The 23,357-nt window shown below is 70.9% G+C and carries 17 protein-coding genes; 10 read left to right on the top strand and 7 right to left on the bottom strand.

The window, feature by feature from the left end:
* Positions 1–218: 218 nt before the first annotated feature.
* Positions 219–1,361: a PP2C family protein-serine/threonine phosphatase gene (locus tag ACFYZ4_RS22560; RefSeq protein ID WP_384353213.1), complete on the bottom strand. Its 1,143-nt coding sequence runs from the start codon at positions 1,359–1,361 to the stop codon at positions 219–221.
* Between the two features lie 117 nt (positions 1,362–1,478).
* Between ACFYZ4_RS22560 and ACFYZ4_RS22565 the strand changes: the two genes are divergently transcribed.
* Entirely contained in the window at positions 1,479–2,714 is a 1,236-nt protein-coding gene (locus ACFYZ4_RS22565) for a GNAT family N-acetyltransferase (protein ID WP_390784651.1), read from the top strand.
* Positions 2,715–2,727: 13 nt separating this feature from the next.
* Here ACFYZ4_RS22565 and ACFYZ4_RS22570 read toward each other — a convergent pair whose 3' ends face one another.
* A complete protein-coding gene (locus tag ACFYZ4_RS22570) occupies positions 2,728–3,534 on the bottom strand; it encodes an Fpg/Nei family DNA glycosylase (protein WP_390784652.1) in 807 nt (268 codons plus the stop codon).
* Positions 3,535–3,602: 68 nt separating this feature from the next.
* Positions 3,603–4,088 (bottom strand): ribose-5-phosphate isomerase, encoded by a 486-nt coding sequence (locus ACFYZ4_RS22575; RefSeq protein ID WP_351304408.1) that lies wholly within the window; start codon positions 4,086–4,088, stop codon positions 3,603–3,605.
* Between the two features lie 219 nt (positions 4,089–4,307).
* On the opposite strand from ACFYZ4_RS22575, the gene ACFYZ4_RS22580 reads away from it, so the two are divergent.
* Positions 4,308–5,741, top strand: a complete 1,434-nt coding sequence (locus tag ACFYZ4_RS22580) for an amino acid permease (protein WP_351304411.1) — start codon at positions 4,308–4,310, stop codon at positions 5,739–5,741.
* Between the two features lie 80 nt (positions 5,742–5,821).
* Here ACFYZ4_RS22580 and ACFYZ4_RS22585 read toward each other — a convergent pair whose 3' ends face one another.
* Entirely contained in the window at positions 5,822–6,406 is a 585-nt protein-coding gene (locus ACFYZ4_RS22585; protein WP_390784653.1) for a biotin transporter BioY, read from the bottom strand.
* 285 nt (positions 6,407–6,691) lie between these two features.
* On the opposite strand from ACFYZ4_RS22585, the gene ACFYZ4_RS22590 reads away from it, so the two are divergent.
* From ACFYZ4_RS22590 to ACFYZ4_RS22600, 3 genes are all read left to right on the top strand, one after another.
* Complete coding sequence (locus ACFYZ4_RS22590; RefSeq protein WP_351303817.1) at positions 6,692–8,083, top strand: amino acid permease; 1,392 nt, start codon at positions 6,692–6,694, stop codon at positions 8,081–8,083.
* 255 nt (positions 8,084–8,338) lie between these two features.
* Positions 8,339–9,760: an amino acid permease gene (locus ACFYZ4_RS22595; protein WP_390784654.1), complete on the top strand. Its 1,422-nt coding sequence runs from the start codon at positions 8,339–8,341 to the stop codon at positions 9,758–9,760.
* A gap of 185 nt (positions 9,761–9,945) precedes the next feature.
* Positions 9,946–10,602: a superoxide dismutase gene (locus tag ACFYZ4_RS22600; protein ID WP_351303812.1), complete on the top strand. Its 657-nt coding sequence runs from the start codon at positions 9,946–9,948 to the stop codon at positions 10,600–10,602.
* A 151-nt stretch (positions 10,603–10,753) separates the two neighbouring features.
* On the opposite strand, the gene ACFYZ4_RS22605 is transcribed toward ACFYZ4_RS22600, so the two are convergent.
* Positions 10,754–11,398, bottom strand: coding sequence for a DsbA family protein (locus tag ACFYZ4_RS22605; protein WP_351303809.1), 645 nt, complete (start codon positions 11,396–11,398; stop codon positions 10,754–10,756).
* A gap of 139 nt (positions 11,399–11,537) precedes the next feature.
* On the opposite strand from ACFYZ4_RS22605, the gene pepN reads away from it, so the two are divergent.
* Both pepN and ACFYZ4_RS22615 read left to right on the top strand, forming a co-directional pair.
* Positions 11,538–14,096, top strand: a complete 2,559-nt coding sequence (gene pepN / locus ACFYZ4_RS22610) for an aminopeptidase N (protein WP_390784655.1) — start codon at positions 11,538–11,540, stop codon at positions 14,094–14,096.
* A 241-nt stretch (positions 14,097–14,337) separates the two neighbouring features.
* Entirely contained in the window at positions 14,338–15,300 is a 963-nt protein-coding gene (locus tag ACFYZ4_RS22615) for a hypothetical protein (RefSeq protein WP_351304219.1), read from the top strand.
* On the opposite strand, the gene ACFYZ4_RS22620 is transcribed toward ACFYZ4_RS22615, so the two are convergent.
* Entirely contained in the window at positions 15,276–16,157 is an 882-nt protein-coding gene (locus ACFYZ4_RS22620; protein ID WP_384353191.1) for a pyridoxamine 5'-phosphate oxidase family protein, read from the bottom strand. The genes ACFYZ4_RS22615 and ACFYZ4_RS22620 overlap by 25 nt on opposite strands.
* A 133-nt stretch (positions 16,158–16,290) precedes the next feature.
* Here ACFYZ4_RS22620 and ACFYZ4_RS22625 point away from each other — a divergent pair, with 133 nt between their 5' ends.
* Both ACFYZ4_RS22625 and ACFYZ4_RS22630 read left to right on the top strand, forming a co-directional pair.
* Positions 16,291–16,851, top strand: coding sequence for a CGNR zinc finger domain-containing protein (locus ACFYZ4_RS22625; protein WP_351304225.1), 561 nt, complete (start codon positions 16,291–16,293; stop codon positions 16,849–16,851).
* 262 nt (positions 16,852–17,113) lie between these two features.
* Positions 17,114–20,437 (top strand): S8 family serine peptidase, encoded by a 3,324-nt coding sequence (locus tag ACFYZ4_RS22630; RefSeq protein WP_390784656.1) that lies wholly within the window; start codon positions 17,114–17,116, stop codon positions 20,435–20,437.
* A gap of 94 nt (positions 20,438–20,531) precedes the next feature.
* Here ACFYZ4_RS22630 and ACFYZ4_RS22635 read toward each other — a convergent pair whose 3' ends face one another.
* The gene (locus ACFYZ4_RS22635) at positions 20,532–22,013 is read right to left on the bottom strand and encodes a M28 family metallopeptidase (protein WP_351304850.1); all 1,482 of its coding nucleotides are present in this window, start codon (positions 22,011–22,013) and stop codon (positions 20,532–20,534) included.
* Between the two features lie 260 nt (positions 22,014–22,273).
* Between ACFYZ4_RS22635 and ACFYZ4_RS22640 the strand changes: the two genes are divergently transcribed.
* Positions 22,274–23,305 carry an aspartate-semialdehyde dehydrogenase gene (locus tag ACFYZ4_RS22640; RefSeq protein ID WP_351304853.1) on the top strand — a complete coding sequence of 344 codons (1,032 nt, stop codon included), beginning with the start codon at positions 22,274–22,276 and terminating at the stop codon, positions 23,303–23,305.
* Positions 23,306–23,357 lie beyond the last annotated feature (52 nt).

Consider the following 23,357-nt stretch of genomic DNA (forward strand, 5'->3'; position numbering starts at 1 on the left):
GGGGTGATCCCCGCAGGGCGCCGAACGCAACGGGGCCGATCTCTCCGACCCCTCGTCACGTTCGGCGTCCGAGGAGACACCCCGGCGCGCGCCCGACCCCGGCACAACCGGCCCCCACACGAAGCCCGGCCCGAGCGGCGCAGCCACCCCGCACAACCGGCCCACCCCACACCCCGCCCGAGCGGCGCAGCCCCGGCGCGGCGGGGGCGCCGGCTTGTTCAGGCGGAGCGGCGGATGAGGAGGAGGGCGCGGTCGTCGTTGACGTCCTTGGCGACCTTCTCGATGAGGTGCCAGGCGGCGCCGTCCCAGCCGGCGGCGACGTAGCGGTCGGCCTCGCCGGTGAGGCGGTCGATGCCCTCGCTGATCTCGCGGTCGGAGGTCTCGACGAGGCCGTCGGTGAAGAGCATGAGGACGTCGCCGGGGCGGAGGTTGCCGCGGGCGGGGGTGAATTCGGCGCCGTCGTAGACGCCGAGCAGCGGGCCCTCGCCGGACTTCTCCTGCCAGCGGCCGGTGCCCGCGGAGAGCTGGAGGGCGGGGAGGTGGCCGGCCGAGAGGAGTTCGTAGTCGCCGGTCTCCAGGTCGAGGACGAGGTGGATGGAGGTGGCGAAGCCCTCGTCCCAGTCCTGGCGGAGCAGGTAGCCGTTGGCGGCGGGCAGGAAGCCGTGCGGGGGCAGGGCGCCGAGCAGGCCGCCGAAAGCTCCTGAGAGCAGGAGGGCGCGGGAGCCTGCTTCCATGCCCTTGCCGGAGACGTCGGTCAGGACGATCTCCAGGGTGCGGCCGCCGTTGGTGCGGGCGGCGACGACGAAGTCGCCGGAGAAGGACTGTCCGCCGGCCGGCCGCAGGGCCATCTCGCGGTGCCAGCCGCGCGGCAGGGCGGGCAGTTTGCTCTGGACGCGGATCCGCTCGCGCAGGTCGAAGAGCATGGTGCCGCCGCGTCGCCAGGGCACGCCGACGCGGCTGCGGAACTGGGCGATGACCAGTCCGAAGAACCCGCAGGCGGCGACGACGAGGACGGTGCCGGGGGTGACGCGCGCCGGGCCCTGGGTGTAGGGGCCGAGCACGACGGCCTCGACGATCAGCGCGGCCGCGGAGGCGGCGTACAGGCCGAGCAGGCTGGCGGGGCGCAGCAGCAGTCCCCCGGCCACGATCGGCAGGACGAGCGCCGAGGGCGAGAACCAGACGGGCAGCATCATCGTGCCGCAGGCGATGGCGGGGATGGTCAGGAGCAGCCCGGCGAAGGCGAGCCAGTCGGAGGCGTCGCCGCGGAAGTAGTCGACCGCGGATTTGCGCAGGGCGGTGCGGCCCCGGTGCGACAGCATGCGCATCCGGGCCATGAGGGATTCCACGCGTGCTCCGGCCATTGCTTCGGGACCCTATCCATCCTGGCTGTGGATGCGCAGGGGTACCCCCGGACCCGGAGCCCGTCGGCGCCCGAAAACACTTCGACCGGGACGGAATGCCCTGATAGGGATGGCCGTATGGCTCTTGAGATGCGCGTATTGCAGGCTGATGAGTGGGATGTCTGGTACGACCACCTGGAACTGGCGTTCGGTGGTGTGCCCGAATCCCCCGAAGAGCGGAACCTCTACAAGGCGCTGACGGAAGCGGAGCGCTCGCTCGGTGTCTGGGACGGCGCCGCGTGCGTCGGCTCGGCCGGTGCCTTCAGTTTCCGTCTCTCCGTGCCGGGCGGGGCGGTCGTCCCCGCGGCCGGGGTCACGATGGTGGGCGTCTCCCCCACCCACCGCCGGCGCGGGGTGCTCAGTTCCCTGATGCGGCGGCAACTGGACGACATCCGGGCGGGTGGCGAACCGATCGCCGTGCTGACGGCCTCGGATCCGGCGATCTACGGGCGGTTCGGCTACGGCACCGCGACGTACGCCCTCGAAGTGGACATCGACACGACGCGGGTACGGCTGTCCGTGCCGCCGGGGACGGACGAGGTGCGGCTGCGCCTCGCCGACCCGTCGGAGGCGCTGGCCGACTGCGAGCGGGTGTACGCGGCGCTGGTCCCGCGGCGGCCGGGCATGACGGCCCGGCAGCCGGGCTGGGAGGGGCAGTCGCTGCTGGACCCGCCGGGGATGCGCTCCGGTGCGTCACCGCTGAAGTGCGTGGTCGCCGAGCGGGCGGACGGCGAGGTGATCGGGTACGCGCGCTACCGGGTGAAGGCCGACTGGAGCCGGTCCGGCTCGGACGGCAAGGTCGAGGTGAGCGACCTCGACGCGCTGGATCCGGCGGCGTGCGCGGCGCTGTGGCGCTTCCTCTTCTCGATCGACCTGACGTGGAGCGTACGGGCGCCCCGGCGGCCGGTGGACGATCCGGTGCTGCACCTGGTCACGGACGTACGGCGGTCGCAGCCGCGGGTCCGGGACTCGCTGCACGTACGGCTGGTGGACCTGGCGGCGGCGCTGGAGGCGCGGACGTACGGGGCGCCGATGGACGTGGTCCTGGAGGTCGGGGACGCCTTCTGCCCGTGGAACGCGGGGCGGTGGCGGCTGGTCGCCGACGCCAAGGGCGCCGCCCGCTGCACGCGGACCGAGGAGCCGGCGGACCTGGAGCTGTCGGTCCGGGAGCTCGGCTCGGCGTACCTGGGCGGGTTCACCCTCGCCTCGCTCGCCGCGGCCGGCTTCGTGCGCGAGCTGCGCCCGGGCGCGCTGACGGAGGCCTCGCGCGCCTTCGCCGGGGACGTGGCACCGTGGCTCCCCCACGGCTTCTAGGTCCGGGCAGAAGCTAGCGCTGCTGGCAGGCCGGGCACCAGAAGAGGTTGCGGGCGGCGAGATCGGCGGTGCGGATCTCGCCCCCGCAGATGTGGCAGGCCAGGTTCGCCCTGCGGTAGACGTACACCTCGCCGCCGTGGTCGTCGACCCGCGGCGGCCGGCCCATCGCCTCGGGCAGGTGCTCGTCGCGGACGGTGTCGATGCGGTTGTTCCGTACGCCCTCGCGCATCAGGGCGGCCAGGTCCGCCCACATGGCGTCCCATTCGGCGCGGGTGAGGTCCTTGCCCGCGCGGTACGGGTCGATGCCGTGCCGGAAGAGGACCTCGGCGCGGTAGACGTTGCCGATGCCCGCGACGATCTTCTGGTCCATCAGCAGGGCGGCGACGGTGGTGCGGGACCGGGAGATCCGCTTCCAGGCCCGGTCCGGGTCGTCGTCCGGCCGCAGCGGGTCGGGGCCGAGCCGTTCGTGTATCGCCTTCTTCTCGCCCTCGCCGATCAGTGCGCAGGCGGTGGGGCCGCGGAGGTCGGCGTAGTGCTCCGCGTTCAGCAGCCGCAGCCGGACGGTGTCGGTCGCGGGCGGCGCCGGGGCGGGGCCGAAGCCGAGCTTGCCGAAGAGTCCGAGGTGGATGTGGATCCAGGCGTCGCCCAGTTCGAGGAAGAGGTGCTTGCCGTGCGCCTCCGCGCTCTCCAGTGCGCGCCCGTCGAGCAGGGCCGCGCTCTCGGCGAAGCGGCCCTGGGGGCTGCTCACGCGGACCGGGCGGGCGGCGAACCGCTCGGTGTGGTCCTGGGCGAGGCGGTGGATCGTATGCCCCTCGGGCACGGCGGACTCCTGAGAAGAATGAAAAGGCCGTGCCACCCCCGGAGGGAGCGGCACGGCCGGAAGCGGGATCAGCCCTGCGGGTGGTGGGCCGGGATCGGGGGGAGCTCGCCGGTCTGCTCGTAGGCGGTGAGCATGTCGATGCGGCGGGTGTGCCGCTCCGCACCGGAGTACGGGGTCTTCAGGAAGGTGTCGACGAAGCTGACGACCTCTTCCTGGCTGTGCATGCGGCCGCCGACGGAGATGACGTTGGCGTTGTTGTGCTCGCGGCCCAGCTCGGCGGTCTGGACGCTCCACGCGAGGATGGCGCGGATGCCCTTGACCTTGTTGGCGGCGATCTGCTCGCCGTTGCCGGAGCCGCCGATCACGATGCCGAGGCTGCCCTCGTCCGCGGCGGTCCGCTCGGCGGCACGCAGGCAGAACGGCGGGTAGTCGTCCACCTCGTCGTAGATGTGGGGCCCGCAGTCGACGGGCTCGTGGCCGTTGTTCTTGAGCCAGTCCACCAGGTGGTTCTTGAGCTCAAAGCCGGCATGGTCGGATCCGAGGTACACGCGCATGGGACGAGTGTGGCACGAAGGGGTCCCACGGCCCGCAGGGGGTGTCGCGTAAGTCACTTCTAAAGCTCAAGTAAACCCAAAGAGCGCAGATGGGACACGGGAGGACCCCGGTCCGGGACGTTCGCCCAAACGCAACGATCCGGATTGAGGTCTTCCGTCCTGCGTTCATCTCAGGTTTGAATGCCGGGGCTCGCAACCCGAGAACCTAAGGATCCGTCCATGAGCTCCACGACGACCCTCCAGAAGGAAGGCGACCCCACCGACAACATCGGTGAGGGCCGGCCCTCCGACGGTCTGAAGGCCGGTCTCAAGAACCGCCACCTTTCCATGATCGCCATCGGCGGCGTCATCGGCGCCGGCCTCTTCGTCGGCTCCGGTGGCGGTATCGCCAAGGCCGGTCCCGCCATCCTGATCTCCTACGCGCTGGTCGGCGCGATGGTGGTCTTCGTGATGCGGATGCTGGGCGAGATGGCTGCCGCCAGTCCGAACTCGGGCTCCTTCTCCGCCTACGCCGACCGCGCGCTCGGCCGCTGGGCCGGCTTCTCCATCGGCTGGCTGTACTGGTTCTTCTGGGTCGTCGTGCTTGCGGTGGAGGCCACCGCCGGTGCAGCCATCCTGGAGAGCTGGATCCCGGCCGTCCCGCAGTGGGGCTGGGCGCTGATCGTGATGGCGGTGCTGACCGCCACCAACCTCGGCTCGGTCGCCTCCTACGGTGAGTTCGAGTTCTGGTTCGCGGGCATCAAGGTCGTCGCCATCGGCGCCTTCGTGATCGTCGGCATGCTGGCCGTCTTCGGCCTGCTGCCGGGCTCGGACAACCCGGGCGCGGGCTTCGCGCACCTGACCGACGCGGGCGGCTTCTTCCCCAACGGTTACGGCGCGGTCCTCACCGGTGTGCTGATGGTCGTCTTCTCCTTCATGGGCAGCGAGATCGTCACCCTGGCGGCCGGCGAGTCGGAGAACCCCCGCAAGGCGGTCACCCGGGCCACCAACTCCGTCATCTGGCGGATCGGCGTCTTCTACCTGGGCTCGATCTTCATCGTGCTGACGCTGCTCCCGTGGAACGACAAGTCGATCACCGAGAAGGGCTCGTACGTCGCCGCCCTGGACTCGATCGGCATCGCGCACGCCGGCACGATCATGGAGGTCATCGTCCTGACCGCCGTGCTCTCCTGCCTGAACTCGGGCCTCTACACCGCCTCCCGCATGGCCTTCTCGCTCGGTGAGCGCGGCGACGCCCCCAAGGCGTTCGCCAAGGTCAACTCCCGGGGCGTCCCGGTCGCCGCGATCCTGGGCTCCACGGTCTTCGGCTTCGTCGCCGTCTACTTCAACTACGCCTTCAAGGACACGGTCTTCAACTTCCTCCTCAACTCCTCGGGTGCCATCGCGCTCTTCGTCTGGCTGGTGATCTGCTTCACCCAGCTGCGGATGCGCGGGATCCTGGTCCGCGAGGCCCCGGAGAAGCTGACCGTGAAGATGTGGCTCTTCCCGTGGCTGACCTGGGCCACCGCCGCACTGATCATGTTCGTGATCGGCTACATGTTCGTGGACGACGCCAACCGCGAGGTCGTCACCCTGTCCACGCTGGTCGCCGGTGTCGTCGTGCTCGTCGGCGTGGTCCTGGACTTCCGCCGCAAGCGGGCGCTGCAGGGCTGATCGCACGTGCAGATACGCCGGAGCCCGGCCCGCCTTCATCAGGCGGGCCGGGCTCCGGCGCGTTCGGGGACCGCTCGGCCTCAGCCGCGGCGGCCGACCAGCTTCCAGGCGGCCGGCAGGACGCCCATGGCCAGCGCGGCCTTGAGGGCGTCGCCGATCAGGAACGGGACCAGGCCCTTGGCGACGGCGACACCGAGGGACATCCCGGTGGCGGCCATCAGGTACGGCACGCCCACCGCGTAGATCACGGCCGAGCCCAGCACCATCGCGCCGGCCATGCGCAGGACCGAGCGGTCGGCGCCGCGCCGGGCGAGGGCGCCGACGAGGGTGGAGGCCAGCAGCATGCCGAGGACGTACCCGAAGGTCGCGCCGCCCGCGCCGGAGGCACCGTCCGCGAACCACGGCACGCCCGCCATGCCGACCAGGGTGTAGAGGGCGAGCGAGAGGAAGCCTCGGCCGGCGCCGAGCGCGGTGCCGACGAGCAGCGCGGCGAAGGTCTGGCCGGTGATCGGCGCGGCCAGGCCGTCGACGTGGACGGCGACCTGGGCGGCCAGCCCGGTCAGCGCGGCGCCGCCGGCGACGAGCGCGATGTCGCGGACGCGGCTCGCGGGCAGCAGGTCGGCGAGGACGGCGCCGGGCCGGAGGGAGACGGAAGCAGTGCTCATGAGGGGCTCCGCGGGAGGGGGTGGGGGCAGGACGATCCGACGTTAGTCCGCGGCCCCGCGCCGCCCCACCGCTGCCCGGGACAAAGCCCCACTCCCTCGATTGGTGGGGATCGGACAAAGCCCGGCCCCCTCCATCACGCCGGCGTGATCCTCATCACGAGGAACATCCAACCGCACGTCCGTTTTGCACGGATGGCCGCCGCTCAGTGAGACTGTAGGGTCCCGCCAATCCAGTTGCGGAGCCCCCACCACCGCTGGGCCGAACGAGAGTACGAGCACCCCCTCATGCGTGAGCCCCTGCACGACGCACCTCCCACGACGGGCGACCTGCCCGCGGAACCGCTGAGCCACAGCCTCAAGCAGCGCCACCTGACCATGCTGGGTCTGGGCGGCGTGATCGGCGCCGGTCTGTTCGTCGGCTCCGGAGCCGGCATCGGTATCGCCGGTCCCGCGATCATCTGCTCCTACCTGCTCGCGGGCGTCCTCGCGATGCTCGTGATGCGGGCACTGGGCGAGATGTCGGCCGCGATGCCCGCCTCCGGCTCCTTCTCGGTCTACGCGGAGAAGGCGCTCGGCCGCTGGGCCGGCTTCTCGGCGGGCTGGCTGTACTGGTTCCTGCTGGTCGTGGTGCTGGCCGTGGAAGCCACCGGCGCGGCGAAGATCGCCAACGGCTGGGTGCCCGCCGTCGACCAGTGGGTCTGGGTGCTGCTCTTCATGGTGGTCTTCACCGTGAGCAACCTGGCCGCGGTGAAGAACTTCGGCGAGTTCGAGTTCTGGTTCGCGGCCCTCAAGGTCGGCGCGATCGTGCTCTTCCTGATCCTCGCCACCCTCGCGATCTTCGGCGTCCTCCCGGACACCGATCCGGTCGGCATGGCCAACCTCACCGGCCACGGCGGCTTCTTCCCCGCGGGCTTCGGCGGAGTGGTCGCCGGCATGCTCGCCGTCATCTTCGCCTTCGGCGGCCTGGAGGTCGTCACCATCGCGGCCGCCGAGTCGGACGACCCGGCGCGCTCGGTGTCCCGGGCGGTGCGCAGCGCGGTGTGGCGCATCCTCTTCTTCTACGTCGGCTCGATGCTGGTCATCGTGACCCTGCTGCCGTGGGACTCGCTGGAGCCGGGCCAGAGCCCGTACGTGGCCGTCCTCGACTCGATCGGCATCCCGGGGGCCGGCCAGATCATGAACGTCGTGGTGTTCGTGGCCCTGCTGTCGGCGCTGAACGCCAACCTGTACGGGTCCTCGCGCATGGTGTTCTCGCTGGCCGAGCGCAACGAGGCGCCCAGGTCGCTGCTGAAGGTGTCGGGCGGCGGCGTGCCGCGGCGCGCGGTGTTCGCCTCGGTGGCCTTCGGCTTCGTGTCGGTGGTGCTGAACCTGCTGTGGCCGGACACGATCTTCCTCTACATGCTCAACGCGGTCGGGGCGGTGCTGCTGTTCGTGTGGGCGCTGATCGCGGTCTCCCAGCTGAGGCTGCGGCGGATCATCGAGCGGGACATGCCGGAGCGGCTGACCCTGCCGATGTGGCTGTTCCCGTACGCGACGTGGGCGGCGCTGGTCGGGATGGCGGCGGTGCTGGTCCTGATGCTGTTCGACGACTCGGCCCGGCCGCAGCTCCTGTGGTCCACGGGCGCGGCGGCCCTCGTCCTCGTGGTGGCCTTCGTACGGGAGCGGCGGGCCGCCTGACCCCGGCTCCACCCCCGATGCATCACAGGACCCCCGCGCTCCGGCGCGGGGGTCCTGCCGTTCCCGGATCCTGCCGTTCCCGGATCCTGCCGTTCCCGGATCCTGCCGTTCCCGGATCCTGCCGTTCCCGGGTCGTGCGGATGTGATCACGATCCGTGAAGCGGCCGTCCGAATATCGGACACCAAACGTCCGGTGATCGGACACTCGGCACACTGGGGCCTGCTCCACCCCCGCACCTGACAGGCACCCACCCCATGAGCCACAGCAGCACCGTCGCACCCCCCGAACCGCCGCAGGCCGACGCCACCGACGCCGGATCCCCCCTCGGCAACGGGCTCAAGCAGCGCCACCTCTCGATGATCGCCCTCGGCGGGGTCATCGGCGCCGGGCTCTTCGTCGGCTCCGGAGCCGGCATCGCCGCCGCCGGTCCCTCGATCGTGCTCGCGTACGCCGCGTCCGGGCTGCTCGTGATGTTCGTGATGCGGATGCTCGGCGAGATGTCCGCCGCCAACCCCGCCTCCGGGTCCTTCTCGGTCCACGCCGAGCGGGCGATCGGCCCCTGGGCGGGATTCACCGCCGGCTGGATGTTCTGGACGCTGCTCTGCGTGGGCGTGGCCATCGAGGCCATCGGCGCGGCGCACATCATGACGGGCTGGTTCCCGGGCACCCCCTCCTGGATGTGGGTCCTCGTCTTCATGGCGGTGTTCTGCGGCTCGAACCTGGCCGCCGTCTCCAACTTCGGCGAGTTCGAGTTCTGGTTCGCCGCCCTCAAGATCGGCGCGATCGGACTCTTCCTGGGCCTGGGCGTCCTGGCCGTCCTCGGCCTGCTGCCCGGCACCTCCTCCCCCGGCACCGCCAACCTGCTGCACGACGGCGGGTTCCTGCCCAACGGCATGGACGGCCTGCTGGTCGGACTGCTGGCCTCGGTCGTCGCGTACGGCGGACTGGAGACGGTGACCATCGCCGCCGCCGAGTCCGAGAACCCCGTGGCGGGCGTGGCCAAGGCCGTGCGGACCACCATGTGGCGGATCGCGATCGTCTACGTCGGCTCCATGCTGGTCATCGTCACCCTGCTGCCGTGGAACGACCCGGCCGTCACCGCGGACGGCCCCTACGCCGCCGCCCTGGACCACCTGGGCATCCCGGCCGCCGGCGAGATCATGAACGTGGTCATCCTGATCGCCCTGATGTCCGCGATGAACGCCAACATCTACGGCTCCTCGCGCATGGCCTACTCCCTCGTCTCCCGCGGCCAGGGCCCCAAGGCGCTGGGCAAGGTCTCCGGCGGGGTGCCGCGCCGGGCGGTGCTCGCCTCCTGCGGCTTCGGCTTCGTCACCGTGCTGCTCTCGTACTGGTACCCGGACACCCTGTTCGCCTGGCTGCTGAACATGGTCGGCGGGGTCATCCTGATCGTCTGGGGCTTCATCGCGGTCTCGCAGTTCGTGCTGCGCCGGCGGCTGGACCGGGAAGCCCCCGAGCAGCTCGTCGTGAAGATGTGGGGCTTCCCGTACCTGACCTGGGTGGCCCTGGCCGGGGTGGCCGGGGTGCTGGTCCTGATGGCGCTGGGCGAGGACACCCGGGTCCAGGTGATCTTCACCGGCCAGCTGACCGTCGCCCTCGCGGTGACCGGCTACGTGCTGCAGCGCCGGGCCGCGGCGGTGCGCGCAGCGGCGTAACACCCGCACCGAACGGCACGTCAGAGGCCGGGCTCATGCGATCGCATGGGCCCGGCCTCCGGCGTTCCGGAGGTCCCGACAAGAGAGGCAACCCTTACGTGAGGAGAGGAATAGATACTGCTAGCGTGCAGTTGCGCATTAATTGCAATTAGCGATTGGCACGCTGAGGGGACCGGATAACACGCATGGCCATCTACACGCTTCCTGAGCTTCCGTACGACTACGCGGCGCTGGAGCCGGTGATCAACCCGCAGATCATCGAGCTGCACCACGACAAGCACCACGCGGCCTACGTCACGGGCGCCAACAACACGCTGGAGCAGCTGGCGGAGGCGCGCGACAAGGAGAACTGGGGCGCGCTCAACGGCCTCGAGAAGAACCTCGCGTTCCACCTCTCCGGCCACATCCTGCACAGCATCTACTGGCACAACATGGCCAGCCCGAAGACCGGCGAGGGCGGCGGCGAGCCCACCGCGGCCGACGGCCTGGGCGACCTGACCGACGCGATCACCGAGTCCTTCGGCTCCTTCGCGAAGTTCAGGAAGCAGCTGACCTTCGCCTCCTCCGCCACCCAGGGCTCCGGCTGGGGCGTGCTCGCGTACGAGCCCGTCAGCGGCCGCCTGGTCGTCGAGCAGGTCTACGACCACCAGGGCAACATCGGCGTGGCCAGCACCCCGATCCTGGTCTTCGACGCCTGGGAGCACGCCTTCTACCTGCAGTACAAGAACCAGAAGGTGGACTTCATCGAGGCGATGTGGAATGTCGTCAACTGGCAGGACGTGGCCAAGCGCTACGCCGACGCCAAGGCGAACACCCCGCTGCTGATCCCCGTCAAGGGCTGATCGCACACCGCAGAGCCCTCCCCCAGCCTTCGGCCGGGAGGTGCCCCCAGCCTCGTGATCGTCTTCTCAACCTTCACCGGCGGGGCATGTAGAACGGAAGACCCCCGCGAGGACGTGACTCGCGGGGGTCTTCTGTGCGTGCCGGCAGGTCCTACTCGAAGGACGGGCCCTTGGTGCGGGTCCGCTTGATCTCGTAGAAGCCGGGGGTGGAGGCGACGAGCAGGGTGCCGTCCCACAGCCGGGCGGCGGCGTCGCCACGCGGGGTCGGGGTGACGACCGGGCCGAAGAAGGCCACGTCGCCCTCGGCGCCCGGAACGGAGATCACCGGGGTGCCGACCTCCTGGCCCACGCGGTCGATGCCGTCGTTGTGGGAGGCCCGCAGCACCTCGTCGTACTCGTCCGAGTCGGCGTACGCGAGCAGCTCGGCCGGCAGGCCGACCTCGGCCAGCGCCTCGGCGATCACCTCGCGGGTCGGGCCCTTCTCGTCGTTGTGGATGCGGGTGCCGAGCGCGGTGTAGAGCTTGCCGGTGATCTCGTCACCGTGCTTCTGCTGGGCGGCTATCACCACGCGCACCGGAGCCCAGCCCTTGGGGCCGAGCAGCTCGCGGTAGGTCTCGGGCAGCTCGTCGAGCTTGTTCTCGTTCAGCACGGCAAGGCTCATCACGTGCCAGCGGACCTCGACGTCGCGGACCTTCTCGACCTCGACCATCCAGCGGGACGTCATCCAGGCCCAAGGGCAGAGCGGGTCGAACCAGAAGTCGACCGGGGTCTTCTCGCGCACCTGGGTCTCGGTCATGTCTCTCCTCGGTCTCGTCACAGTCGGAAAAAGGTCATCGCTGGCGCATGTTCACCGTGGCCAACCAGGACGCCGCCGCACGCATTCCCCTCGTGCGAGGATTCGACACAAGAACGCGATCACGCACGAAGGAGTGCACGTGCCCGGTGAGAATCTGTCCCGCGACGAGGCCCGTGAGCGGGCCGAACTGCTGTCCGTCGACGGGTACGAGGTGGTCCTCGACATCACGTCCGCGGTGGACGAGGCCGAACCGGCCGAGGGCCCGCGGACGTTCCGATCGGTGACGACGATCCGCTTCCGGTCCGCGGCCGCCGGCAGCTCCACCTTCGCGGACCTGATCGCCCCCTCGGTGAACTCCGTCACCCTGAACGGGCGGGCGCTGGACGTGGCCGCCGTCTTCGACGGGGCGCGGATCGCCCTGGACGGCCTGGCCGCCGAGAACGTCCTGGTGGTGGACGCGAACTGCGCGTACAGCCGGACCGGCGAGGGCCTCCACCGCTTCGTGGACCCGGAGGACGGCGAGGTCTACCTCTACACCCAGTACGAGCCGGCCGACGCGCGGCGGGTCTACGCGAACTTCGAGCAGCCGGACCTGAAGGCGCCGTACCGCTTCGAGGTGACCGCCCCCGAGGGCTGGCAGGTGTGGAGCAACGGCGCGGAGGAGTCCCGCGAGGCGGGCGTGTGGCGGTTCGCCGAGACCGCGCCGATCTCCACGTACATCACGTGCGTGGTCGCGGGCCCCTACCACTACGTGACGGACACCTACACGCGCGGGGACCTGACCATCCCGCTGGGCGCGATGTGCCGCAAGGGCCTGGCGAAGCACTTCGACGCGGACGACGTCTTCCTGGTCACCAAGCAGGGCTTCGACCTCTTCCACGAGATCTTCGACTACCCGTACCCCTTCGGGAAGTACGACCAGGCCTTCGTGCCGGAGTACAACCTGGGCGCGATGGAGAACCCGGGGCTGGTGACGTTCCGGGAGGAGTACATCTTCCGCGGCAAGGTCACGCAGGCCTCGTACGAGCGGCGCGCGAACGTCATCCTGCACGAGATGGCGCACATGTGGTTCGGCGACCTCGTCACCATGAAGTGGTGGGACGACCTGTGGCTGAAGGAGTCCTTCGCGGACTTCATGGGCTCCTTCGGGCTCGTCGAGGCCACCCGCTTCGACCAGGCGTGGGTCACCTTCGCCAACAACCGCAAGGCGTGGGCCTACCGCGCCGACCAGCTGCCGTCCACGCACCCGATCACGGCCGACATCCGTGACCTGGAGGACGCGAAGCTGAACTTCGACGGCATCACCTACGCCAAGGGCGCGTCGGTGCTGAAGCAGCTCGTGGCGTACGTGGGCCGGGAGGCGTTCCTGGAGGGCGCGCGGCGCTACTTCAAGGCCAACGCGTACGGGAACACCACCCTGGACGACCTGCTGTCGGTGCTCGCCGAGGTCTCCGGGCGGGACATGGCCACGTGGTCGCGGGCCTGGCTGCAGACGGCGGGCGTGAACGCGCTCGCCCCGGTGGTGACGTACGACGCCGGCGGGCGCGTGACGGAGCTGGCGGTCGTCCAGGAGGGCGAGGAGCTGCGGCCGCACCGGATCGCGGTGGGCCTGTACCGGCTGGAGTCCGACGGATCCCTGGTCCGCTACGCGCGGGCCGACGCGGACGTCGCGGGCGCGCGGACCGTGATCGCCGAGCTGGCGGGCGCGGAGCGGCCCGACCTGGTCCTGGTCAACGACGAGGACCTCACCTACTGCAAGATCCGCTTCGACGAGGGCTCGCTGGCCACGCTGCGGGCCCACCTGGGCGACCTGACCGACCCGCTCGCCCGCGCGCTCAGCTGGTCGGCGCTGTGGAACCTGACGCGGGACGGCCTGATGCCGGCGCGCGACTTCGTCCAGCTGGTCCTGGCGCACGCGGGCCGGGAGACGGACGTCGGCGTCCTGCAGCAGCTGCACGCGCAGGCCCTCACCTCGGTCACGCACTACGCGGCACCGGACTGGCGCGAGCAGGGCGGCCGCGACCTGGCGGCGGGCGCGCTGCACCAGCTGCGGCTGGCGGCGCCGGGGTCGGAGCACCAGCTGACCTGGGCCCGTTTCTTCGCGGCGAGCGCGGCCACGGAGGGCGACTTCCAGCTGCTGCTGGGGCTGTTGGAGGGCTCGGCGCGGATCGACGGGCTGGACGTGGACCAGGAGCTGCGCTGGGACTTCCTGCTGCCGCTGGCCGCGCACGGGGCGGTCGACGAGGCGGTGCTCGCCGCCGAACTGGCGCGCGACGACACGGCGTCGGGCAAGCGGCACCAGGTGCGGTGCCTGGCGGCGCGGCCGTCGGAGGCCGTCAAGGACCAGGCGTGGGCGGCGGTCGTCGAATCGGACGCGCTGTCCAACGCGCTGGTGGAGGCGACGATCGCGGGCATGCAGCAGTCCTCGCAGCGGGGCCTGCTGGCGGCTTACGCGGGGCGCTACTTCGAGGTGATCGAGCGGGTGTGGGCGGACCGGTCGATCCAGATCGCGATGGATGTGGTGAAGGGGCTGTACCCGTCGCTGCAGGGCGACTCGGCCACGCTCGACGCCACTGACGCGTGGCTGTCGGCCCATGCCTCGGCCGCACCGGCCCTGCGCCGCCTGGTCGTCGAGGCCCGCGACGACCTGGCCAGGGCCCTGCGCGCCCAGGCCTGCGACGCGGCGGCCGCCAACTAGCCTGCGGCACCGCTGTCGGGGGCTCCGCCCCCGAACCCCCGCGCCTCAAACGCCGGCGGGGCTGGATTTTCAGCCCGTCCGGCGTTTGAGGACCGGGGTCTGGGGCGGAGCCCCGGCCGGCGGGCGGCGGCGCACCCCATCGGCAGTCGAACGCCCGTACTTTAGCCCCAGCTTGTCCGGATTTGTCGACGAGCGTGTAACAGGGGTTAGCAAGGCCATGGCCTGAGGGAATCACCGCGTCATGAACCACAACGCACCCCTCCCCCTCGCCCACCTCACCGGCAGCCGCCCCCGCGTGCTCACCCTCGCCCAGCTGCGCGAGCACGGCGTCACCGCCTCCGACGCCGCCGAGCGGCCCTGGCAGCAGATCCTGCCGGGGGTGTTCCTGCTCCACTCCGGCCCCGCGACCAGCGAGGAGCGGCTGCACGCCGCGCTGCTGTACGCGGGTCGGCGCGGCGCGGGCGAGGCGATGATCACCGGGCTGGCGGCGCTGGCCCTGTACCGGTTCGCCTCCGCACCCGCGCTGCTCGCCCTCTCGCACATCGACGTGCTGGTGCCCGGGACCCGGCGGCTGCGCTCCACCGGTGACGTGCGGATCGTGCGGGCGCACACCCCGCCCCGCTCCCAGGAGGTGACCGGCCTGCCGGTGGCTCCCGTCGCGCGGGCCGTCGCCGACGCGGTCGCCCAGCTCTCCGACGCCGGCACCGTACGCCGCCTGCTCAGCGAGGCCGTTCGCGGCGGGCACTGCGAACCGGCCGCCGTCGTACGGGAGCTGACGGTGGCGCGGCTGCTGAACCGGCCGCACGTGGTCGACGCGGTCGAGTCGCTCCTCGCCGAGGGCCGCGCCATCGCCGAGGACCGGCTGTACCACCTCGTACGGGGCTACGAGCTGCCGGAGCCCGTGTGGAACGTGGACCTGCGGCTGCCCGGCGGCCCGCACCTCGGCGGGGTGGACGCGTTCTGGCCCGAGCAGTCCGTGGCCCTGGAGATCGACACGCGCGCCCCGCGCCAGGGCGAGGACGAGGAGTGGTCGGAGTCCGTCCGCAAGCGGGAGACGCTGGAGCGGCTCGGGGTGACCGTCATCCACATCACCCCGCGCAAGCTCCGCGACTGGCCCGAGCAGCAGGCCGCGGTGGTCCGTACCGCCCTGACGGCGTCCGGCGACCGCGAACCCGCCGCCTATCTGGTGGTGCTCCCCAGGTGAGGCGAGTACTCCGGGGTGCTCCAGAGCAGCCGCCCCGGATGCAGACCCTCCACCACCGACTCCACCCGGAAGCGGGTGCGGCGGCTCCCGTCGGCCCCGAACTCTGTCTCGGCCCGGCCGCTCAGCTGGAGGACCGCCCCGCTCTCCCAGTCCGGGAAGAGCAGCCCCGCCCGCGGATCGACGGTCAGGTTCCCCAGGGTCAGGAACATGGCGTTGCCCGCGTAGTCCGGCCAGGCCAGTTCGGTCGGCGAGAGCACCTCGACGAAGCCGGGCAGCCCGCCCCGGTGACTGGCCTCGACCCCGTCCGCCTCGGCGGCGGTGGCGACGAAGAAGGTGTCGGCGGCGCGGACGGCCCGTTCCTGGTCGGGGGTGAGGGCGTGCCCGCGCCACACGACACCGGCTCCTTGCGCGGCGAGCTCCAGGGGCTGCCGTTTCTGGAGGTACTTGGGGCAGTTGGCGAAGACCCGCTCGGCCCGGACCGCGAATCCGCGACCGGTCGGCTCCAGGGTCCCGTTCAGCCGCATCCGGCGCCGGGTGCGCGGGTCGAGCGCGAGGGTGCCGACCCCGGTCCCGTCCGTGGCCAGCGCGTCGGCGAGCGGATCGTCCGCCGGCAGTCCGCCGGTGACCGTGACGCGGTCCGGCCCGGTGGCCCGTACGAAGCCCGGCGGTCCGGTGAGCAGGGAGGCCCACATCCGCCCGGAGGCGTCGGCCGCACCGACGACCAGGTGGGGCTGGAGCCCGAGGAAGGCCGCGGCGACGTCCCCGACGCCCGCGCCGATCGAGCGGCCGACGTGCTCGGCGAGCTCCCGTACGCCGACCCGCTCCTGCACGGCCAGCGCGCCCCGGTGGTAGGTCATGACGGCTCCTTCCCCAGGATTCCCACACCCTCTACCTAACCTTCCATATCCAGATTAAAGGTTAGGTCGGGTGGGGTCAACCGCTCACGTACCCTTAAAGGGTTAGCCACCCGGCGAGAAGGGCGAGAGGGACATGACGGCAGCGGACCCACGCCCCCTGACCGGGGAGCCGGTCGCACTCGATCTGCTCAACACCCGCTGGGTGACCGAGGGGGAGCCGCAGGACCTCTTCGCCGGAGCGGCCGGGCTGACCCGGGTGCAGGGACTCGCGGTCTGGCTGGAGAGCACCGGCCTCGCGGAGCGCTTCCGCGCCGACGCGGCGACCCTCGTCCACCTGCTGACCGCACGCGAGGCACTGGCCCGCGCGGTCGCGGACCCGGCCGACGAGAGCGCCCGTACGCTGGTCGACGCCGTACTGGAACACGGCCGGATCCGTGCCACCCTGACCGCCGAAGGCCCGGGCGAGCGCACCGAGTTCGACGACCCGACCTGGGGTCCGGCGTGGACGGCGGCCCGGGACTACCTGGAACTGCTCGCCGGCGCGCCCGGCCGGATCCGCAGGTGCGCGTCCGAGACCTGCGTCCTGCACTTCCACGACACCTCGCGCAACGGCACCCGGCGCTGGTGCTCGATGGCCGCCTGCGGAAACCGGGCGAAGGCCTCGCGCCACTACGCGCGCACGCGCGAGCGCTGAGCGCCCGGAATCTGTCACACCCGCTCTGGGACCGTTCATCACGGCAAGGCGGGAAAGTCTACAAATCTACTCTTCGGCACCCTTGGTTCGCACCACTGTGCCCCGGTACGGCCCTGCTGGCGCATACGCCGCACTGGCGAGAGTCCGCCATGGCAGGTCTCGGTCAATGACAACCCTCCCCAAAGAGCTGTCGCGTGAGGAAAGCTGACCGGTCATCCGGCACCGAATTCCGGACCGTATCTTTCACTTACCAGGGATGCTGATGACCCTCGAATCCCCCAGCTCCATACCCGGGGCCAGACGCGTCGCGCGCGTCGCGGCCGCGGCCGGTCTGGTCGCCGCCCTCGCGGCCACCGGCGCCGCGCCCGTGTTCGCGGCGACCGGCGCGGACACCCCGGGCACCACGCCCGCGGTCAAGTCCGCCGACCAGAAGCTCGGTTCGGCCGATGCCGAGCTGCTTCAGGAGGCCAAGGCCAAGGGTGACGCCAACGTCACCGTCATGGTCGCGACCGCCCCCGGGCAGACCAAGCAGGTCTCCGACCAGCTGGGTGCCGTCCAGGGCGCCTCGGTGGGCCAGACGTACGACAACCTCGGTTACGTGCGGGCCACCCTGCCCACCGGCAAGGCGGAGGCCGCGCTGAAGGCGGCCGCCAAGCTGTCCTCGGTGCACGGAATCGACCTGCGGCACGAGATCCAGCTGCCGGACCCCCGTCCCGACGCCAAGGGCGAGTCGGGCGCGGTCAAGAAGACCGCCGCCGAGACGTACCCGGCGCCGGACAAGAACACCCCGGCGAAGAACCCGTACAACCCGTCCTTCGAGACGGGTGCCGTTGACTTCGTGAAGAAGAACCCGCAGGCCGACGGCCGTGGCGTGACCATCGGCATCATGGACTCGGGCGTCGACCTCGGCCACCCGGCCCTGCAGACGACCACCACCGGCGAGCGCAAGATCGTCGACTGGGTGACGGCCACCGACCCGATCACCGACGGCGACGCCACCTGGCGCGCCCAGATCACTCCGGTCACCTCCGCGGGCGGCGCCTTCACCGCGGGCGGCCAGAGCTGGAAGGCCCCCGAGGGCAACTTCCAGTGGAGCCGGTTCAGCGAGTCGATCACCGCCACGGGCGACATGAAGGGCGACGTCAACCGGGACGGGGACACCACCGACCGGTTCGGCCTGCTCTACGACGTCGCCGCCGGCACCGTCCGCGTCGACACCGACCAGGACGGCGACTTCACGAACAACGAGCCGATGAAGCCGTACAAGGACGGCTACCAGATCGGCTACTTCGGCACGGACAACCCGGCGACCGACGTCGCCGAGCGCATCCCGTTCGTGATCGAGATCCGCAAGGACGTCCCGATGGACCCGCTGGGCGGTGACTGGATCGGCAAGAAGGCCGACTTCGTCAACGTCGGCATCATCGAGTCCGAGCACGGCACGCACGTCGCCGGCATCACCGCCGCCAACAGCCTCTTCGGCGGCAAGATGAACGGCGAGGCGCCCGGCGCGAAGCTCGTCTCCTCGCGCGCCTGCTCCTGGTCCGGCGGCTGCACCAACATCGCGCTGACCGAGGGCATGATCGACCTGGTCGTCAACCGCGGCGTGGACATCGTCAACATGTCCATCGGCGGTCTGCCGGCGCTGAACGACGGCAACAACGCCCGCTCGGAGCTCTACAAGAACCTCATCGACACCTACGGTGTCCAGCTCGTCATCTCGGCGGGCAACGAGGGCCCCGGTGTCAACACCATCGGCGACCCCGGTCTCGCGGACAAGGTCATCTCCGTGGGTGCCGCGGTCTCCAAGGAGACCTGGGCCGCCAACTACGGCTCCGGCGTGACCAAGAAGTACAACATGTTCCCCTTCTCCTCGCGCGGTCCGCGTGAGGACGGCGGGTTCACGCCGACCATCACCGCCCCCGGCGCGGCCATCAACACCATCCAGACCTGGCTGCCCGGCGCGCCCGTGAAGGAGGCCGGCTACACCCTGCCGGCCGGTTACGGCATGCTCCAGGGCACCTCGATGTCCTCGCCGCAGGCGGCGGGCGCCAGCGCCCTGCTGATCTCGGCCGCCAAGCAGCAGAACATCAAGCTGACCCCGGCGAGCCTGCGCGTGGCGCTCACCAGCACCGCGAAGAAGATCGACGACGTCCCGGCGCACGCCCAGGGCTCCGGTCTGATCAACGTCCCCGGCGCGTGGGAGTCCATCCAGCGCGACGCGAAGGCCAACGAGTTCACCGTCAAGGCGCCGGTCGACACCGCGATCGACCAGTTCCTGAAGACCCCGGGCTTCGGCACCGGCCTCTACGACCGCGAGGGCGGTCTCAAGGTCGGCCAGAAGAAGGTCTACGACGTCGTCGTCACCCGCACCACGGGCGTCAAGTACGGCACCCGGCACAACCTGAGCTGGCGCAACAACGACGGCACCTTCAAGGTCATCGGCGGCTACGACTACGTCACCCTGCCGCTGAACAAGCCCGTCACCATCAAGGTCGAGGCCAAGGCCACCTCCGGCGGCGTCCACAGCGGCATCCTGCAGCTGGACGACGAGACCACCGAGGGCATCGACAAGCAGATCCTGACGACCGTCGTCGCGGCCAGCCCGCTGACCGCGCCGAAGTACACGCTGTCGGACACCTCCTCCGTGCAGCGCAACAGCCACAAGTCGTACTTCGTCACCGTGCCGCAGGGCGCGAAGACGCTGGAGGTCGCCCTCGGCGGTCTCAAGCCGGGCAGCCAGACGCGCTTCATCTCGATCCACCCGTACGGCGTGGGCGTCGAGGACAGCGCGACCACCCAGTGCTACCCGAACTACGACAACCCGGCCAACACCTGCCGCCCCGACCTGCGCTCGTACGCCGAACCGCAGCCGGGCGTCTGGGAGATCGAGGTCGAGTCGCGCCGTACGTCGCCGCTGCTCGACAACCCGTTCAAGCTGGACGTCTCCGTCCTCGGCGCGGGCTTCGACCCGGCGGTCAAGGTCCTCCCCGAGGTCAAGCAGGGCACCCCGGCGCCGGTCCAGTGGACCGTCAAGAACGACGCCGCGGCCATCTCCGGCGGCAAGCTCAAGGGCGGCCCGCTCGGCTCCGCGAAGGTCGCCAAGCCGACCATCGCGAACGGTGAGACCCAGACCTCCGAGGTCACCATCGGCGAGGGCGTCTCCCGCCTCGACGTCGCCATCGGCAAGGTCTCCGACACCGGTGCGGACCTCGACCTCGAGGTCTACAAGGACGGCGTCAAGGTCGGCACCTCCGCCGACGGCGACTCCGAGGAGGCCGTGAGCCTGGTCAACCCGGCCGCGGGCACCTACAGCATCAAGGTCATCGGCTACGCGATCCCGGCCGGTACCACCACGTACGACTACCGCGACGTGTTCTTCTCGGCCGCCCTGGGCTCCGTCCAGGTCGACGAGAGCGCCACGGTGAACCTCGCCAACGGCGCCTCGGCGTCCGTCTCGGCGAACGTCCTGGTCAACAGCGCGGCCCCCGAGGGCCGGCAGTTCTTCGGCCAGGTCCAGCTGCTCAACGCCCGCGGCACCGCCGCCGGCACCGGCAGCGTGCAGATCGAGAAGGTCCTCCCGTAACCCGGTGGGGACCCGGTAGGAACCCGTAACGACAGCGGGGGCGGTGCTCGTACGAGCACCGCCCCCGCCTGTTTCCCCCGGCCGCGCTACGGGCCTACTTGCCCAGCGTGCGCAGCGACTCGGCGTAGGTGCCGACCGCGTGGGCGATCACGTCCAGGTTGGTGTCGAAGACCTTGAGGTCCAGGTTTTTCAGGTCGTCGCCCGCGCCGTGGTAGTTCGGGTCGTACGGGGCCCCCGCGGTGCCGCCGTGGCGCTTGGCCTGCTCGGCGGTCTTGACGCCCTCGGCGCCGGTGAAGGTGCCGCCGGCCGGGATGCCGTTCGCGATGAAGGGGCCGTAGTCGGAGCGGCCGTCGAAGTCGCTGCCCTCGTGCGGCTTGCCCTTCTTGTCGAGGAAGCCGTTGATCAGCGCCTCGATCTGCGCGGAGCCAGCCGGACCGGCGCCCGCGCCCGTCTTGTCGGAGTCGTCGCCGTCGTAGACGAACTGCACCGGGTTCGGCGAGGCGATCATGTCGAAGTTCAGGTAGAGCGCGATGTCCTTCTTCTGCTTCTCCGACAGCTGCGCGACGTAGTGCTCCGAGCCCAGCAGGCCCAGCTCCTCCGCCGACCACCAGGCGAAGCGGACCTTGTTGGCGGGCCCCTTGCCCTTCTTGTTGGCGCCCTCGTCGGCCAGCTTCAGCGCCACCTCCAGCAGACCGGCCGAGCCGGACCCGTTGTCGTTGATGCCCGGGCCCTCGGGAACCGAGTCCAGGTGCGCGCCGAGGCTCACCACCCGGTCGGAACGCCCGCCCCGGGTCTCGGCGATCACGTTGCGGGTGGTCTTCTTCACGTGCTCCTGGTCCAGGTCCAGGCGTACGCTCACCTCGCCCTGGGCGGCGGCCGCGGTCAGCGCCTCGCCGTCGGCCAGCGTGATGCCGGCGCTCGGGATGATCCCCTCGTCGGGCGAGGAGAACCCGCCGCGCACCGGGGTGGTGCCGCTGTGGTTGTAGACGATGACGCCGACGGCACCGGCCGCGGCGGCCGCCCGCTGCTTCTCCACGAAGGTGCAGGCACCGCGCTTGACCAGGGCGATCTTCCCGGCGAAGGCACCGGCCGGGTAGTCGTCGGCGGTGCAGCCGGGGGTCTCGTCGACCCGGGCGAGGGCGAGCGGCGCGGCCAGGCCGCCGGCCGGGGTGGACCTGGTGAAGGTGAAGGCGGCCGTGGCCAGCTCGCGGGAGTTCTGGCCGAGGACGGTGGTCCGCTCCGTCTTCGTGTGCGCCTCGTGGATGTCGAAGTCCTGGTACGAGACCTGGTACCCGGCCTTCTTCAGCGTGTCGTGCACGTAGGCGGCGGAGGCCGCGTGGCCGGGCGTGCCGGCGGCGCGGTTGCCGCCGTTGGCGTCGGCGATCTGCTGGAACTTCTTCAGGTGGCGGTAGGCGCCCTTGGCGGTGACCTCCTCCACCAGCTCCTTGGCCAGCCTGCCCTCCCGCGGGTGGGCCGCCGCCGGAGTGGCGGTCAGCAGGACGGGTGCGGCGACGGCGGCGGCCGCGAGGGCGGCGAGCGCCGGTATGGACCGGCGGCGGTGGCGGATGGCGCGCACGGTGGATCTCCCCGAGTCGGATGTTCGTTCTGCGGTCGGCCATGTCCGGAATGCGGGTCATGGCAGATCGGACGCTAACCGGCTCTGACCTGGCAAAACGGATGTTCAGGGGCCCTGCAACACGCCCGCCACGGACTCGTCACACGGGTTCACGTTCAGGACACCGTCCGTTCCTCGGACAATGGATTGGACAAGGCTCGTGGGGTCGAACGCATGATGGCTCCACGCGCGCCCGCGTCGTACGTACCAAAGGAGTCACCGTGAGGGTCGGAATCGTCGGAGCCACCGGACAGGTCGGCGGAGTCATGCGCGGCATCCTCGCCGAGCGGAAGTTCCCGGTGGACGAGCTGCGGCTGTTCGCCTCGGCCCGTTCCGCGGGCTCCACCCTCGAGTGGGAGGGCCAGGAGATCACCATCGAGGACGCCTCCACGGCCGACTACTCGGGCCTGGACATCGTGCTCTTCTCCGCGGGCGGCTCCACCTCCAAGGCCCTCGCCGAGAAGGTCGCCTCCCAGGGCGCGGTCGTGATCGACAACTCCTCCGCCTGGCGCCGCGACCCCGAGGTCCCCCTCGTCGTCTCCGAGGTCAACCCGCACGCGATCAAGAACCGCCCCAAGGGCATCATCGCGAACCCGAACTGCACCACCATGGCCGCGATGCCGGTGCTGCGCCCGCTGCACGACGAGGCCGGCCTGTCCGCGCTGATCGCCACCACCTACCAGGCCGTGTCCGGTTCCGGCCTCGCGGGTGTCGCGGAGCTCGACGGCCAGGTCAAGGCCGTCGCCGGGGACGCGACCGGGCTGGTCCACGACGGCGGGTCCGTGGACTTCCCCGAGCCGGGCGTCTACAAGCGGCCGATCGCCTTCAACGTGATCCCGCTCGCGGGCTCGATCGTCGACGACGGCTCCTTCGAGACCGACGAGGAGCAGAAGCTCCGCAACGAGTCCCGCAAGATCCTGGAGATCCCGGAGCTCAAGGTCGCGGGCACCTGCGTGCGCGTGCCGGTCTTCTCCGGCCACTCCCTGCAGATCAACGCCCGCTTCGACCGCCCGATCAGCGTCGAGCGCGCCTACGAGCTGCTGAAGGACGCCCCCGGCGTCGAGCTGTCGGAGATCCCGACCCCCCTCCAGGCCGCCGGCAAGGACGCCTCGTACGTGGGCCGCATCCGCGTCGACGAGACGGCGGAGAACGGCCTCGCGCTGTTCCTCTCGAACGACAACCTCCGCAAGGGCGCGGCCCTGAACGCGGTCCAGATCGCGGAGCTCGTCGCGGAGGAGCTCCGCCAGGGCTGATCCCGGCGCGCGTACGGTTGAGGGGCGGATGCCGGACGGCACCCGCCCCTCC

Source organism: Streptomyces sp. NPDC001513 (genome assembly GCF_042894695.1).
Taxonomy (GTDB): domain Bacteria; phylum Actinomycetota; class Actinomycetes; order Streptomycetales; family Streptomycetaceae; genus Streptomyces.